At 70.0% G+C, this 14545-nt stretch carries 13 protein-coding genes; 1 reads left to right on the top strand and 12 read right to left on the bottom strand.

Annotated elements, in window-relative coordinates:
* Window positions 1-2: 2 nt before the first annotated feature.
* The 12 genes from MWN33_RS05650 to MWN33_RS05595 form a co-directional block, all read right to left on the bottom strand.
* Window positions 3-1328 (bottom strand): amidase, encoded by a 1326-nt coding sequence (locus MWN33_RS05650; RefSeq protein ID WP_247199451.1) that lies wholly within the window; start codon window positions 1326-1328, stop codon window positions 3-5.
* Window positions 1329-1338: 10 nt separating this feature from the next.
* A complete protein-coding gene (locus MWN33_RS05645; RefSeq protein ID WP_247199450.1) occupies window positions 1339-2649 on the bottom strand; it encodes an amidase in 1311 nt (436 codons plus the stop codon).
* A gap of 19 nt (window positions 2650-2668) precedes the next feature.
* Window positions 2669-3706 carry an ABC transporter ATP-binding protein gene (locus MWN33_RS05640; protein ID WP_247199449.1) on the bottom strand — a complete coding sequence of 346 codons (1038 nt, stop codon included), beginning with the start codon at window positions 3704-3706 and terminating at the stop codon, window positions 2669-2671.
* Window positions 3703-4785, bottom strand: coding sequence for an ABC transporter ATP-binding protein (locus tag MWN33_RS05635; protein WP_247199448.1), 1083 nt, complete (start codon window positions 4783-4785; stop codon window positions 3703-3705). The genes MWN33_RS05640 and MWN33_RS05635 overlap by 4 nt, the downstream gene beginning before the upstream one ends.
* Window positions 4782-5675, bottom strand: a complete 894-nt coding sequence (locus tag MWN33_RS05630; RefSeq protein WP_247199447.1) for an ABC transporter permease — start codon at window positions 5673-5675, stop codon at window positions 4782-4784. Before MWN33_RS05630 ends, MWN33_RS05635 begins: the two co-directional genes overlap by 4 nt.
* Window positions 5675-6628 carry an ABC transporter permease gene (locus MWN33_RS05625; RefSeq protein ID WP_247199446.1) on the bottom strand — a complete coding sequence of 318 codons (954 nt, stop codon included), beginning with the start codon at window positions 6626-6628 and terminating at the stop codon, window positions 5675-5677. Before MWN33_RS05625 ends, MWN33_RS05630 begins: the two co-directional genes overlap by 1 nt.
* 15 nt (window positions 6629-6643) lie before the next feature.
* The gene (locus MWN33_RS05620; RefSeq protein WP_247199445.1) at window positions 6644-8248 is read right to left on the bottom strand and encodes an ABC transporter substrate-binding protein; all 1605 of its coding nucleotides are present in this window, start codon (window positions 8246-8248) and stop codon (window positions 6644-6646) included.
* A gap of 226 nt (window positions 8249-8474) precedes the next feature.
* On the bottom strand, window positions 8475-9731 hold the full coding sequence (locus tag MWN33_RS05615) for an AbrB family transcriptional regulator (RefSeq protein ID WP_247199444.1): 1257 nt from the start codon (window positions 9729-9731) through the stop codon (window positions 8475-8477).
* On the bottom strand, window positions 9728-11107 hold the full coding sequence (locus MWN33_RS05610; protein ID WP_247199443.1) for an amidase: 1380 nt from the start codon (window positions 11105-11107) through the stop codon (window positions 9728-9730). The genes MWN33_RS05615 and MWN33_RS05610 overlap by 4 nt, the downstream gene beginning before the upstream one ends.
* Before the next feature lie 110 nt (window positions 11108-11217).
* Window positions 11218-11943: a GntR family transcriptional regulator gene (locus tag MWN33_RS05605; RefSeq protein WP_247199442.1), complete on the bottom strand. Its 726-nt coding sequence runs from the start codon at window positions 11941-11943 to the stop codon at window positions 11218-11220.
* A gap of 15 nt (window positions 11944-11958) precedes the next feature.
* A complete protein-coding gene (locus MWN33_RS05600) occupies window positions 11959-12156 on the bottom strand; it encodes a hypothetical protein (RefSeq protein ID WP_247199441.1) in 198 nt (65 codons plus the stop codon).
* A gap of 18 nt (window positions 12157-12174) precedes the next feature.
* On the bottom strand, window positions 12175-13659 hold the full coding sequence (locus MWN33_RS05595; RefSeq protein ID WP_247199440.1) for an amidase: 1485 nt from the start codon (window positions 13657-13659) through the stop codon (window positions 12175-12177).
* 143 nt (window positions 13660-13802) lie between these two features.
* On the opposite strand from MWN33_RS05595, the gene MWN33_RS05590 reads away from it, so the two are divergent.
* A complete protein-coding gene (locus MWN33_RS05590; RefSeq protein WP_425531956.1) occupies window positions 13803-14534 on the top strand; it encodes a hypothetical protein in 732 nt (243 codons plus the stop codon).
* The last annotated feature ends 11 nt before the right edge of the window (window positions 14535-14545 follow it).

Here is a 14545-nt window from a genome sequence, read left to right as displayed (position 1 = left end):
GCTCAGCTGCCGGCGGCGATGAGGCGCTCTACCCCACCCGCGATCGCGAAGAGACGCTCGTCCTCGAAGCGCCGCCCGACGAGCTGGATGCCGAGCGGCATGCCGTTCGGACCGGTGCCGCGCGGCAGCGTGAGGCAGGGCGTGTAGAGCAGGGTCCAGAGCGAGTTGAAGCGGGCGTCGCCGGTGTGGGCGAGGCCGAGCGGCGCCTCGCCGGCGGCGGCGACGGTCAGGACGACGTCGAAATTATCGAATGCCTCGTCCATCCAGCCGCGCATGGCCTCGGCGCGCCGCTGCGCGGCAATGTAGTCGTCCACGGTGCAGCGCTCGCCGTCGCGGATCCGCCCCTCGTAGAGATCGCGGCTGAGCTTGTCGGCGAACAGCCGCTTCTCATGGCCGAAGCTGCGGGCGGATTCGAAATTGGCGATCCGCCGGTGGTCGTCGAGCCAGCCGCCGAAGATCGCCGGCGGCAGCTCCAGCTCCCGCAGCTCGGCCCCGGCCTGCACGAGCGCGGCCGCCGTCTCTTCGACCGCTTGGCGCGAGCAGGGCTCGGCGGCTTCCCAGCTCTCGCCTCGGCACAGCGCCACCCGGAGCGACAGGCAGCTGGGCGCCTCGGGGCGGTAGGGCACACCGACGAGCACGGCACGCAGCAGCTCGACATCACCGACGCTGCGTCCGCACAGGCCGAGCGTATCCAGCGAGCCGGAATGCGGCTTCACGCCGACGCGGCTGACCTCGCCGAAGCTCGGCTTGTAGCCGACGATGCCGCAGAAGGCGGCGGGGCGGACGATGGAGCCGCTGGTCTGGGTGCCGATGCCGAGCGGCACCTGCCGGTCGGCGACGCCCGCGCAGGAGCCCTGCGAGGAGCCGCCGGGCGTGCGGGCGGGGTCGTGCGGGTTGCGGGTGGGGCCGGGATGGCGGTTGGCGAACTCGGTCGTCACCGTCTTGCCGAGGATCAGCCCGCCGGCCTTGCGGATCATCGCCGCGCAGGCGGAATCGGCGGCCGGCACATAGCCGGGATAGATCGGCGAGTTGAAGCCGGTCGGCATGCCCGCCACATCGATGATGTCCTTCAGCCCGACCGGGACGCCGTGCAGCGGTCCCGACGGCGGGCGGGCATCGGCGGCACGCGCCCGGGCGAGTGCCTGCTCGGGATCGAGGTGCGCCCACGCCCGGACCGCATCGTCGCGCCGGGCGATGCGGTTGAGGCAGCTTGCAACCAGTTCCTGCGAGGACAGCTCGCGCGCGGCGATGGCGGCCGCCGCCTCGGTCGCGGAGAGGTCGCAGGGTTCCGTCGCGGCCGCAGGGGCCGCCGTCATGCTGAGATTCACGGTGATTTCCTCAACTGGCTGCAAGCACGCGGTCGGCCCAGGCGACAAGCGACAGGTGGCGGTCGTCGGCGTAGCGGGGGCCGACGAGCTGGATGCCCACGGGCAGGCCGCGCGGCCCGGTGAAATGCGGCAGCGTCACCGCCGGCATGTGCAGATGCGTCCAGAGATAGTTGAAGGTCGCCTGTCCGGTGGAGGCGAGGCCCTCCGGCGCCTCCCCGGCCGCGCTCGGCGTCAGCAAGGCGTCGAGCGCCTGCTCGGCTATCATCGCGTCCATCCAGCGCCGGGCCCGCTCGCCGAGCCGCAGCGCGTCGCGGAACTCGGCGAGACTGGCAGCGGTGCCCACCTCGACGCGCTCGCGCTTGAAATCCTCGCTCACCTGATCCGGCCAGCGGGTGAGTTCGTCGGCATAGTTGCGCAGGCTTTCGAAGCCGCAGATCAGCTTGTGGGCGCGGTCGAGTGCGTCGAAGAATGCCGGCAAGCTCACATTGACAACCCTCGCCCCAGCCGCTTCCAGCGCGCGGACGGCGGCGTCGAGCGCGTCGCGGGTGGCGGGCTCGGTCTGGTCCCAGTGCGGCGTGCAGCAGATGCCGATGCGGGGGGCGGAGACCTCGTCCGGCGCCACCGGCACGAAGGGAAGCTCGCCGACGGCCGCCTTGAACAGGGCGACATCCTCGACGGAGCGGGCCATCAGCCCGACCGTGTCGAACTGCTCGGTATTGGTCCGCACGCCGGTATTGGAGAGGAGGCGGAAGCTCGGCTTGTAGCCGTATACGCCGCAATAGGCCGCCGGGCGCACCACCGAGCCGCCGGTCTGGGTGCCGATGGCGAGCGGCACGTGGAAGTCCGCCACCGCCGCGGCCGAGCCGGAGGACGAGCCGCCCGGCGTATGTGCGGGATCGAGCGGGTTGCGAGTCTTGCCGGCGTGGCGGTTGGCGAACTCGGTCGTCACCGTCTTGCCGAGCGCGATGCCGCCCTGCGCCCGCGCCAGCGCCACCGTGGCGGCGTCCCAGGGCGGGCGATGGCCCCGATAGATCGGCGAACCGTAGGTCGAGGGCTGGTCGAAGGTGTCGAGAATGTCCTTCACGCCGAACGGGATGCCGTGCAGCAGCCCCGTCGTGGGGCCGGCGTCGAGCCGCGCGGCCGTCTCCAGCGCCCCCTTAGCGTCGACATGCTCCCAGGCGAGCACGTCCGGCTCGCGGCGTTCGATCCGCTCGAGGCAGGCCGCGACGAGCCGGGTCGCGGTAAGCGCACCCCCGTCGATCCGGCGGCGCGCTTCGCTGGCGGTCAGGCGCGCGGGGTCGTCCCGTAACTGCATGTTCATGTCCGTTTTCCTTGGGTCGTCACCGCCCGCCCGCCGTCCCGGCGGGAAGGTCGGCGGCATGCAGGCAGGCGACGTCGTGACGGGGGGCAACCGGCCGGCGGGCAGGATCGGTGAGCCGGCAGTCCTCCTGCCGGCGTGCACAGCGCGGGGCGAAGCTGCAGCCGGGCGGAAGCTGGGCGAGGTCGGGCGGGGCGCCGGCGAGCTCGCCCAGCCGATGGTCGCGATAGCTGCCCTGCACGACGCAGCCGGTGAGCGCGTGGGTGTAGGGATGGCTGGGGTTCAGCAGCACCTGCGCGGCGTCGCCCTGCTCGACGATGCGGCCGGCATACATCACCGCCACCTCGTCGGCGATCTCCGCCGCGACGCCGAGATCGTGGGTGACGAACACCATGGCGGTGCCGCGCTCCTTCTGTATCTCGCGCAGCAAGAGCAACACCTGGATCTGCACCGTGGCGTCGAGCGCCGTCGTCGGCTCGTCCGCCAGCAACAGCCGGGGATCGCAGCTCATCGCCATGGCGATCATGGCGCGCTGGCGCAGGCCGCCGGAGAGCTCGTTGGGATAGGCCTTCAGCCGACGCTCGGCGGAAGGGATCTGCACGAGATCGAACAGCTCGCGGGCGGTCGCCATCGCCTGCCGCCAGCTCGTTCCCCGGTGCTGGACGATGGTCTCGGCGATCTGGTCGCCGATGCGGAACACCGGGTCGAGCGCCGTCATCGGCTCCTGAAAGATGAAGCCGACCTCGTTGCCGCGCAACTTCAGCAGTTCGTCCGGCGCCATGGCGTTGACGTCCCGTCCGCCGACGCGCACCTCGCCGTCGACGCGCGCGCCCTCCTCGCGCAGCAGGCCGATGATCGCGCGCAGCGTCACACTCTTGCCTGAGCCGGATTCGCCGAGCAGCACGAGGCTGCGGCCCGGCGCCAGCGCGAGGTCCACGCCGCGCACGACGGGTGTCCAGCCGGCACCGCCGCGATAGGCGACGTTGAGACCGGCAATGGACAGCATGGGGGACGGCGCGGCGCCCGACCCCTCCGAAATGATCCTGGCGAGCGCGTTCATTGCAGGGCTCCCATGGGGCGCGGCGCAAGGCTGTGGCCGCTGCCGGGCTGGGCCGCCCAGCAGGCGACCTTGTGCCCCTCCCCCTCCGGCGCGGCGGCGGCGAGCGGCGGCTTGGCGGCGGCGCAGACCGCTTCGGCGATCGGGCAGCGCGTGCGGAAGCGGCAGCCGCTCGGCGGGTTCACCGGATCGGGCGGATCGCCGGTGAGCGGCGGCGCCTCGATGCGCCGGCGCGGATCGAGCGAGGGCTTGGAGGCGAACAGCGCCCGCGTATAGGGATGGCGCGGCGCCGCGAAAATCTGCGCCGAGGTCGCCTCCTCCACCACCTGGCCGAGATACATCACCACCACGCGGTCGGCGATGTAGCGCACCACGTTGAGGTCGTGGGAGATGAAGACGTAGCTGAGGCTGAGCTCCTCGCGCAGCGCCACCAGCAGGTTGAGAACCTGCGCCTCGACCGACTTGTCGAGCGCGGAGACCGGCTCGTCGAGGATCAGCAGGCGGGGGCGGATCGCCAGCGCCCGCGCGATGTTCACCCGCTGGCGCTGGCCGCCGGAAAGCTGGATCGGGTAGCGCTCGGCGAAGCGCGAGGGCGGCAGCCCCACGGCGGCGAGCAGGTCGCGCGCATAGGTCCGCGCTACCGCCGTCGGCACGCCGTGGGCGCGCGGACCGAAGGCGAGCGTCTCGGTCAACGTCATGCGCGGGTTGAGCGAGGAAGCGCTGTCCTGGAACACCATCTGGATCGCGCGGCGCCGCTCGGCGTCGATGCGGGTGCGTGGCGTCCAGAAGCTCTCGCCGTCGAACACCACCTCGCCATCGTCGGCGGGGGTAATGCCGGCGATAAGGCGCGCGGCCGTCGACTTGCCGCAGCCGGATTCGCCGACGATGCCGACCGTCTCGCCCTTGTTCACGGTGAGCGACAGGTCGTCGACCGCGTGCACCACGGTGCGGCCGCCGAACAGGCCGTCGGCGAGGCGGAACTCCTTGCGCAGGCCGCGGGCAATGAGCAGGGGCTGCGAGGGGCCGCCGCGATCCTCGATCGGCGGCAGCGGCGCCTGCATGGCGCTGAAGGTGACGCTCATCGACGAACCTCCATCGCGCGCCGTACGCCGTCGCTCACCAGATTGAAGCAGACCGAGCAGATGAAGATCATCGCGCCGGGCAGCGCGGCGACCCACGGATTGACGTAGATCGACTGGCGCAACGCCGAGAGCATCAGCCCCCAGTCGGGATACGGCGGCGAGACGCCGAGGCCGAGGAAGGAAAGCCCCGAGGCGGCGATGATCGACACGCTGACCTGGCTGGAGGCGAAGACCAGGATCGGCCCGGCCACGTTGCTGAGCACGTGCTCGCGCAATATCCGGCCGGTCGAGGCGCCCGACAGCCGGGCGGCGATGACGAATTCGTAGGAGCGCACCTGTGTCGTCACGCTCTCGGCCATGCGGGCGATGGGCGGGATGAAGACCATCGACAGCGCGATGATGCCGTTCATCATGCCCGGCCCCAGCGCGCCGGCGATGGCGACCGCCAGCAGGATGGAGGGGAAGGCGTAGAACACGTCCATGGCACGCATGATGGCCATGTTGGTGCGACCGCCGGCATAGCCGGCGAGGATGCCGAGGAAGCCGCCGACGAACAGGCCGATGGCGACCGGCAGCACCGCCATGGAGAGCGAGATGCGCCCGCCATAGATCAGCCGGCTGAGCACGTCGCGGCCCAGCTCGTCGCCGCCGAGCCAGCGCCCCTCGGTGCCGATCACGGCGAGACGGCGCGCCACCCGCGTCTGGAACGGGTCGGCCGGGGCCACGACATTGGCGAAGATCGCCGCCAGCACGATGGCGAGCAGGATGAGCGCCGCCGTCATGGCGATGGGCTGGCGCATGAAGCGGCCCAGCACGACCCGGCGGTAGCTGAAGTGCCGCACGGGCACGATCACCGCGTCGATGTCGGAGCTGTCGAAGGTACCGTGCATCACGCCCTCCTGATGCGCGGGTCGGTCGCGCTCTGAACGAGGTCGACGACGAGGTTGAGGAAGACGAAGAACATGGCCAGCACGAGCATGGTGCCCTGCAGCAGCGGCAGGTCTCGCTGGAAGATCGCCGAGGCGAGGAGGAAGCCGGTGCCCGGCCAGGCGAACACGGTCTCGACCAGCACGGAGCCGCCCAGCATGTTGCCGAGCTGAAGCCCCATCACCGCCAGCGCCGTCGGCAGCGCGTTGCGGATGACGTGCCAGAGCAGGCGCTGGCGGGGCAGGCCCTTGGCGCGCAGCGTCGTGACGAAATCCTGGTCCAGCACGTCGACCACGCTGGCGCGCAGCGTGCGGGCGATGACCGCCATCGGGATGGCCGCGGTGGCTATGGTGGGCAGGATGAGGTGGCTGATATGGGCCCAGTCGAACTGCCAGCCGCCCGACCTGTCGGGTCCCATGCCGAGCGGCGGCAGCCAGTTGAGATCGACGGCGAAGACGATCACCAGCAGGATGGCGAGCCAGTAATGGGGCACGCTGACGCCGGCGATGGTGATGAGGTTGACCACATGGTCGACCGGGCGGTCGCGCCACAGGCCGGCGACGATGCCGAGCAGGAAGCCGAGCACGCAGGCGACAAGGCCCGCGCTCACGGCGAGTATGAAGGTGTTGCCGACCGCGCTGGCCACCTCGGTCGCCACCGGCCGGCCGCTGCCGATGGACGTGCCGAGATTGCCCATGGCGGCATTGCCCAGCCAGATCGCGTACTGGACGAGGAAGGGCCGATCCAGGCCGAACTCCTTGCGGGCCGCCTCGACCATTTCCTGCGTGGCCTCGTTCGGCAGCAGCGCGCTGATCGGATCCCCCGGTGCGATGTGCACCAGGGAAAACACGATGAACGTCACGCCTATGCCGATCGGAACCGCGTAGAGGATGCGGCGGAGGATATAGAGGAGCATCGGCCGGGTTTCCGATCAGGGGGCGATGGAGATCGGCGAGAAGTCGACGAACCAGCTCTGGGCGTGGACATGGCCCTTCACCTTCGGCGACAGCGCGCGCGAACCCACGTCGTGGACCACCCACACGAAGTCGGCGCGGTCGACGAAGCGCTGGTGGATGCGGGCGATGATCTCGTCCTGCTTCTTCGCGTCGAACTCGTTGCGCAGCTCCTTGGCGAGGCGCTCGATTTCCTCGTCGCGGATGCTGCCCCAGTTCGAACCCTTCGGCGCGATCTCCTCGGGGGTGAGGTAGCGCAGGACCGCGACATACGGGTCGTTGGTGCTGTAGCTGTTGTTCAGGATGACGATGCCCTCGTTCTCCGGGGCCTGCGCGCCGACGCGGCGGCGGCCGCGCAGGGCCTCCCACTCGAAGACTTCGAGTTCCAGCTCGACGCCGACGTCGCGCAGGTTCTCCTGGATGAACTCGTTCATCAGCAGCGGATACATCTGGCCGGAGCCGGAGGTGGAGATCGCCGCCTTGATCTTGAGCGGGTTGTCGGGACCGTAGCCGGCCTCCTTGAGGAGCTTCTTGGCCTCCTCGGGATCGTACTTCACCTCGAAGGTCGGCTTGCCGAACCAGGCGCTCTGCTTGGAGACGTTGCCGGCGGCGGGAACGGCGAGGCCGTTCAGCACCTTCACCAGCCCCTCGCGGTCGATGGCGAGGTTGATCGCCTTGCGCACGCGGATGTCCGCGAAGGGCGAGCCCGGCAGTTCGCTGAGCGTATAGGGCCAGACGTGGGGAATGGCGTTGGTGGAGATGACCATCCCGGCCGAGGTGAGCTTCTCCACCGTGTCCGGCGAGGGGCTCTCCGCCCAGTCGACGCGGCCCGACAGCAGCGCCGCTGTGCGCGCGGAAACCTCCGGGATCGGCAGCAGCACGAGCCGGTCGAGCTTCGGCACGCGGTCCTTGTCCCAATAATCCTTGTTCGGCAGCAGTTCGAGCCGCTGGCGCGGCACCAGTTCGCCGATCTTCCACGGGCCGGTGCCCGAGGGCTGGCTGCGGAAGGCGTCCCAGTTCTTGCCGAGCTTCTCGTACTGCGCGGGCGAGGCGATCAGCAGGCGCGGCATCTGGTAGGGGAACAGCGAGTCCGGCGCCTTGGTGGTCAGCTCGACCGTGTAGTCGTCGATCTTGCGCCAGCTCTTCAGGCTCGGCAGGTAGATCTTCAGCTGGCGCTCGAAGGACGGGTCGTAGGCCGGGAATTCCTTGTTGAAGGCGCGGTCGAGATTGAAGATGACGGAGTCGGCGTTGAAGTCCGAACCGTCATGGAACTTCACTCCCTGGCGGAGTTTGAAGACCCATTTCGTCTTGTCGCCCTCGACGGTGTGCCATTCGGTGGCGAGCGCGGGGCGCAGGTCCGCCGACTTGTCCGAGCGCGACAGGTCATAGGAGATCAGCGGATCGTAGAGCGTGTAGCCCGCGAAGCGGACGCCCTCGGTGCCCTGATCGGGCGCGCCGTCCGTCAGCGGAATATCCGCCAGCGTCATCGCGACACGCAACGTGCCCTCGGCCAGCGCCGGGCCTGCCGCGAGAGCGGCGGCCACCAGCCCTGCCATCAACTTCAAACCGATTCCAAGCTTCATCGAACCACTCCCATCAGCAATTCTATAGTGTTTAACATCTAGTGTTTAAGAGAAGGCGTCAACGCACCCGACGCCCGAATGACGAGCATGGGCGGCGTAAAATTTGCGCATCTGGAACGAGATGATGCAGATGCGAAGGCAATCGCGCCGCATTGCAACATGCCATGGCAGCGCAACCCCGCGCGCCATTTCGGCGCGCGGGAGGTAATATCCGCCAGTGGTGAAGTCAGCGGCGCGTGCCGTCCCGGCGCACAGCACAGGCATCGGAGGCCTCATCCGGCGTCCGATCGAGCCCCCGTTCCATGAGGCGGAACAGCGGCCCCGTGAGCAGGGCCACCAGCACGATGCGCACGAGATGCCAGGCGACGACGATCGGCGGTGCCAGGCCAAGCGCCTCGGCGCTCAGCGACATTTCGGCGATGCCACCCGGTGAGGCCGCGAGCACGGCTGTGGGGAAGCCGACATGGCCCGAGACGACCCAGGCGATGCCCACATTGGCGGCGATGAGCAGCAGCGTCGAGCCGAGCGCCGCCGGCACCAGCCGTGGGCCAAGCCGGCGCAGGGTGAGCCAGTGGAACCGCGCGCCGAGCGCCCCGCCGATGGCGATCTGCGCCACCGCACGGGCATAGTCCGGCGCCGCGACCGGAGCATCGACATAAAGGCCGAGCGCGATGCCGACTGCCAGCCCACCGAGCAGGAACGCATTAAAAATGCGCAGCCGGTTCAGCAGATGCGCCGCCGCGATGGAAACCACGACGCCGCCGGCGAGCGCCAGCGTCGCCATTTCCGGGGGATGCCGGATGCCGGCTTCGACAGCGTGGTGCATGTAGAGCGCGAGCCCGGCCGGAAGCATCAGCACGGTGACGACGACGCGCAGGCTCTGCACCACCGAGACGGTGGTGATGTCGGCCCCAAACTGGTGGGCGAAGCCCGCCATTTCGGCGAGCCCGCCGGGAATGGTGGCGAAGAAGGCGCTGCGGCGGTCGCAGCCGCCGAACCGGGCCAGCGGCACGGAAAGGACGACCGAGACGAGAATGGAGGCCACGCCCGCGGCCACGATGACGCCGCCCAGTTCGAGAACGCGCTGGCCGACCTCCGGCGTGAAGAACACGCCGACGGCGAAGCCGGCGACGCTCTGGCCATACTGGCGCACGAAGGTCGGGATCGGCAGCGACACGCCGGCCATGCTGAGCGCCGCAGTGCCGAACAGCGCCCCGAGCAGCCAGGCCAGCGGCACATGCCAGAGGTGGAAGGCATAGCCGCCGGCCAGCGCCAGTGCGCCGCCCATGCCGACCCGCAGCCAGCCCGGCAGGCGGTTGAGGCGCCGGGCCAGCGGCGGCACGTCCGGATCGGCGTCGAGATCGCGCCCGATCTCCTGTTCGATTTCCTCGCTGATCTCGTCTTCGATGTCGGCCTCGCTGGCCGTCCCGGCGAGGTCTGCGATGTCGCGGAGGCGAGGATCGCCGGCCTTTGGCGGCGTCACGCCTCGTCCTCCCCGCAGACCCAGCGGGCCAGGGAACAGAGCCGCGCATCCCCGTGCGCCGTGCCGGCCAGTTGCAGGCCCCAGGGCATGCCGTCCGCCACCATCAGGGGCAGGCTGAAGGCGGGAAAGCCGAGCCACGACCAATAGGCCAGATAGGTCCGGCTGCCGGTGAAGGCGTGACCCTTCTGCGCCGGGCCGGAGGCCGCCGGCATGGCGTAGGCATCGGCGTCGAGATGGACGAGGGTCCGTGCGACGAGATCGCGCGCGGCGGCCTGTTCCGCCAGAAGCTGCGCGTATCGGCCCGCGTCGATGTCGCGCGAGCGCTCCAGCAGTTCGTGGATGCGCGGCCCGATCGCCGTGCCGTGACGCGCCACGTAGTCGCGATAGGGGAACCGCATCTCATAGGCGACGATGGCGAGCGAGCCGGCGATGCCGTCGTCGAGATGGCGTTCCAGGCGATGCACGGCGTCGCTGGTCTCGCGGCTGACGATCTCGACGCCGCGCTCCTCCAGCGCGCGGAACTGCGCGTCGACGATGCCGCGATGCGCCGCCTCGACCTCCTCCCAGCCCTGAAGATACAGGCGCACGAGCCGGCGGGAACGGCGCACGGGAGGCAGACCACCCGCGCCCGGCAGGCCGGCATGGCCCGGGCTGCCAATGGCGGCGATGGCGCTGGCCGCCGCCCAGATGTCGTCGAGCCCGCCGCCCAGCAGGCCGAGATGGTCATGGCTGGCGGAGAGCGGGTGCACGCCGCCGGTGGGCAGCAGGCCCAGCGTGCCCTTGTAGCCGAAGCATCCATTATAGGAGGCGGGCCGCAGCACGGAGCCCTGCGTCTGCGTGCCCAGCGCGAGCGGCAGCAGCCCGGCGCCGACCGCCGCGCCCGATCCGCTCGACGAGCCGCCCGGCGTGCGCGCGGGATCATGTGCGTTCACCGTCGGTCCGGGACCGCCTATGGCGAATTCCGTCGTCACCGTCTTGCCGAAGGGGATCGCCCCGGCCTCGCGCAGCGCGGTCACGCAGGCTGCGTCGCGCTCGCCCCTGCGGCCGGCAAAGGCGGCGTTGCCGTAGCCGGTCGGCATGTCGAAGGTCTCGATGATGTCCTTGATGCCGACCGGGCAGCCGTCGAGCGAGCCGAGCGGCCGCCCCTCGCGATAGCGCGCTGTGGAGGCGTCGGCCGCCCGCCGGCAGGCCTCGACATCGAGATGGGCGAAGGCGGAAAGGCTCGGCTCGCGCTCCAGCACGCGCGCGATGGTCGCCTCCATATCCTCGCGCGGGGTGCGCGTGCCGGCGAGATACGCGGGCCGCAGCGCCGCAAAGCTCGGCAGAGACGTGGAGGGCGAATAGGTGGGGATGGACGGTGAGGTCGGCGACTGCACGGACTGAGCCTCCTTGGGGGTTGAGGGGCCGCGGACAATGGAATTCCGTCTGCGCCGGGGCACGGCGCAGGCATGATGGTCAAAACGTCGGCCGCTGAACGGTCGTGGGATCAGGCGAATTCGGAGAGGTAGTGCGTATCGCCGCGCGCCCGCATGATCCGTCGCTCCACCGCGAGGCTGCGCAGGTCGAAGGCGATGCGCTCGATCTCCAGCATGGGCTCGCCGAGCTCGACACCGAGCAGTTCGACGTCGGCGGCCTCGGCGCGCACCGCCGTCACCTTTTCCTGCACCTTGCCGATGATGATGTGGAACTGCCGCTCCAGCATCGAATAGAGCACCTCGGGGCGGCTGGCGTCGATCAGCGCGCCGATGCCGGGCAGCAGATCTTCCCGCAGCGTCAGATATTCGACGACGACGGGCTGGGTGCGGTAGGTGCGCAGCCGGCGCACCCGGGCGACCGCCGTTCCACGGTTGATGCCGAGCGCCTTGGCCTCCACCGCCGAGGCGCGCGCCGGGGTGACGTCGAGATAGGCGGTGTTCTCGTTGACGCGCTCGCCCGTCGCGCTCACCAGGCGGTAATGGCGCAGCACCTCCTGCCGGTGCGTGTGCATGGCGACCGTGGTGCCGCGCCCGCGCTGGCGCACCAGCAGGCGGCGGTCGGCGAGGTCCTCGATGGCCTTGCGGGCGGTGCCGACGCTGACGCCATATTCCGCCGCCAGCGCGTTCTCGCTCGGCAGCAATTCGCCCGGACGCCACTCGCCGCTCTGCACCCGGCGCAGCAGGTCTTCCTGCATCCTCAGATAAAGAGGCTTCGTCGCCTCTGCCGCGTCCGCCATTCTCATGTCCGCCCGTCAGAATTCCTCTTGAGGATAGACGGGCGGGATCGGGTCCACATCATTCATCTGCTCGCCGAGCACGGCTTCGATTTCATTGAGGGCCTTCATCCACAGGGAGAGGCGCAAATGAACGTTGCGCAGCTCGTCGGGCGGCACCGGAACGCCCTGGAACGCGAGCGCCGCGCGCACATATTCCTCGGAAACCTCATACATGGATGCGCTCCTTTCCGCTCAAGCCGCCATCGGCGCCAGTGTCCGTTCGAGATCGGGCAGTTGCCGCCACCAGCCCGCCTCGCGCTCATAGCCGTAGGCGATGTTGAGCAGGGTCGCCTCGTCGAAGGGCTTGCCGGCAAATTGCAGGGCCAGCGGCAGGCCGTTGGCACAGAAGCCCATCGGCACCGAGAGCGCGGGCACGTTGGCGAGGCTGAAGGGATAGACGCCGATGCGCCGCTCCATCAGCCGCATCACCGCCTCGTCGGAGGATTCGACCTTCTCCTGCTCCTGCTCGATCGGCTTGGTGGGGCGGATCATGGTCGGACCGATCAGCGCGTCATAGCGGCGGACGGCGTCGAGCACCTGCTGGCGCACGATCGCCCGCGCGCGCATGGCGCGGTTGTAGACGGTCGCGGGAATGAGCGAGGAGGCCGCCAGGCGCGTGCGCGTGCCGGTGTCGAAGCGCTCATAGCGCTCGCGCAGATACTTCTTCACGAAGGTGGCGGCGACATCCGCGTCCGTGCTCAGAAGCTGCAGCGGCACCGCATAGAGCGCGAGCGGCAGAGAAACCTCCTCGATCTCGGCGCCGAGCCCGCGCAGCACCTCGACCGCCGCCGCGAACACGGTCTTCACCTCGTCCGTCGTACCCGGCCCCCAGGCGATCTCGCGCACGATGGCGAGGCGCCGGCCCTTGAGCGGGCGGCCGAGCCCGGCGGCGTAATCCTCGACCGGGCGCGGGCTCGTCAGCGGGTCGCGCGGGTCATGGCCGGCGATCGCGCCGAGAACCGTGGCGATATCGGCAACGGAGCGTGCCAGCGGCCCGATCGTGTCTGTCGTATAGGCCTCCATCACCGCGCCGTAGCGGCTGACTCGGCCATAGGTCGGGCGCAGCCCGGCCACGCCGTTCATCGCCGCCGGCCCGCGCACCGAGCCGCCGGTGTCCTCGCCGAGCGAGAAGGTGCACATGCGCGCGGCCGGCGCGATGCCCGAGCCGGTGGAGGAACTGGAGGCCGAATAGGCGGGGTTCCACGGATTGCGCGGCTGGCCATAGGGGAAATCGATGGTGCCGCCCTTGCCGAATTCGTGCAGGTTCTGCTTGCCCAGCAGGATGGCGCCCGCCGCGTCGAGCCGCTCGATCACCGCAGCGTTGTGAGGGGCGACCATCTCCTCGGGATCGAGGACGCGGGTCGCCAGCGTGGTCGGAAAGCCGACCGCGTGCATCTGGTCCTTCACGCCGTAGGGGATGCCGTGCAGGGCCCCGCGATAGCGCCCGGCGGCGATCTCGCTTTCGGCTGTCCTGGCGGCGGCAAGCGCCCGCTCGCCGTCGACCGTGATCCAGGCGCGCAGGGTGTCGTCGGACGCCTCGATCCGGGCCAGATAGGCCCGGACCAGTTCGACCGGGGAAATCTCGCGGCGCGCGATCAGCGTCGCCTGCTCGCCACCGCTCAGGGCCGTCAATTCCTCGCTCATCGCCGCCGCCGCATCCCTTAACGTCAGACTCATCGACTTATCGTATATAGAAGAACATATATATGTTTGTCGAGACGTTTTGGCGGCTGAAACCGCAGCCCCCTTGCGGCGGCTCGACAATTTCGCGCTTTTACGTCATCCCGCCCTCGGTGACGCGCGGGCACGCAGGGGGATTCATGGACACGGGACGATTCGCGGGCCGTCGGCAGGCAAAGGCGCGCGGCGCGGCGGCCGTGGCGCTCGGCCTGTGCCTGTGGGTATCGCCGGCGGCGTGGGCGCAGGAGATGGCCCAGGATACGGCACAAGAGATGCCGCGCTGGCCGGATGATTTCCGTGCCCGGCTGGAAGCGCTGGCGCTGATCCAGACGCTGAACGCCGACCTGCTCGCCAATGCCAGCGCCACCCTCACCCTCGACCGCTGGTGCGCCGCGCACCGGCTGGCGAGCGAGCCCACCATCCTCGCCGACCGGGTGAGCGGGCAGGACAAGCCGGCGACCGACGACGTCCGGGCGCTGCTGAAGGTCGGCGCCGAGGAGCCGGTGCGCTACCGCCGGGTGCGGCTGCGCTGCGGCGCGCGCGTGCTGTCGGAGGCCGACAACTGGTATGTGCCCGGCCGCCTCACGCCGGAGATGAACCGGCTGTTGGAGACCACCGACACCTCCTTCGGCCGCGTGGTGCGCCCGCTCGACTTCCGCCGCACGACGCTCGCCGCGCGCCTGCTGTGGCGCCCGCTGCCCGAGGGATGGGAGAGCGGCGCGGCGCTGCCGCCGGACGGGCCGGGCGCGCTGGAACTCCCCGACTTCCTGCTGGAGCACCGCGCCGTGCTGACCCTGCCGGACGGCACGCCGTTCAGCGCGCTGGTGGAGAGCTATACAAGGCAGGTGCTCGCCTTCCCGCCGCGCCGCTGAGTGCTGACCCG

It is taken from the genome of Ancylobacter koreensis, from assembly GCF_023016525.1.
Classification (GTDB): Bacteria; Pseudomonadota; Alphaproteobacteria; order Rhizobiales; family Xanthobacteraceae; genus Ancylobacter; species Ancylobacter koreensis.
The sequence above is the reverse complement of the archived record's forward strand: the minus strand, read 5'-3'. Positions and strand labels throughout refer to the sequence as shown.

Excerpts from the sequence above, each read along its gene's own strand:
- MWN33_RS05645 (WP_247199450.1), bottom strand. The coding sequence starts at position 2,649 with ATGAACATGCAGTTACGGGACGACCCCGCGCGCCTGACCGCCAGCGAA.
- MWN33_RS05640 (WP_247199449.1), bottom strand. The coding sequence starts at position 3,706 with ATGAACGCGCTCGCCAGGATCATTTCGGAGGGGTCGGGCGCCGCGCCG.
- MWN33_RS05635 (WP_247199448.1), bottom strand. The coding sequence starts at position 4,785 with ATGAGCGTCACCTTCAGCGCCATGCAGGCGCCGCTGCCGCCGATCGAG.
- MWN33_RS05630 (WP_247199447.1), bottom strand. The coding sequence starts at position 5,675 with ATGCACGGTACCTTCGACAGCTCCGACATCGACGCGGTGATCGTGCCC.
- MWN33_RS05625 (WP_247199446.1), bottom strand. The coding sequence starts at position 6,628 with ATGCTCCTCTATATCCTCCGCCGCATCCTCTACGCGGTTCCGATCGGC.
- MWN33_RS05620 (WP_247199445.1), bottom strand. The coding sequence starts at position 8,248 with ATGAAGCTTGGAATCGGTTTGAAGTTGATGGCAGGGCTGGTGGCCGCC.
- MWN33_RS05605 (WP_247199442.1), bottom strand. The coding sequence starts at position 11,943 with ATGGCGGACGCGGCAGAGGCGACGAAGCCTCTTTATCTGAGGATGCAG.
- MWN33_RS05600 (WP_247199441.1), bottom strand. The coding sequence starts at position 12,156 with ATGTATGAGGTTTCCGAGGAATATGTGCGCGCGGCGCTCGCGTTCCAG.
- MWN33_RS05595 (WP_247199440.1), bottom strand. The coding sequence starts at position 13,659 with ATGAGTCTGACGTTAAGGGATGCGGCGGCGGCGATGAGCGAGGAATTG.
- MWN33_RS05590 (WP_425531956.1), top strand. The coding sequence starts at position 13,803 with ATGGACACGGGACGATTCGCGGGCCGTCGGCAGGCAAAGGCGCGCGGC.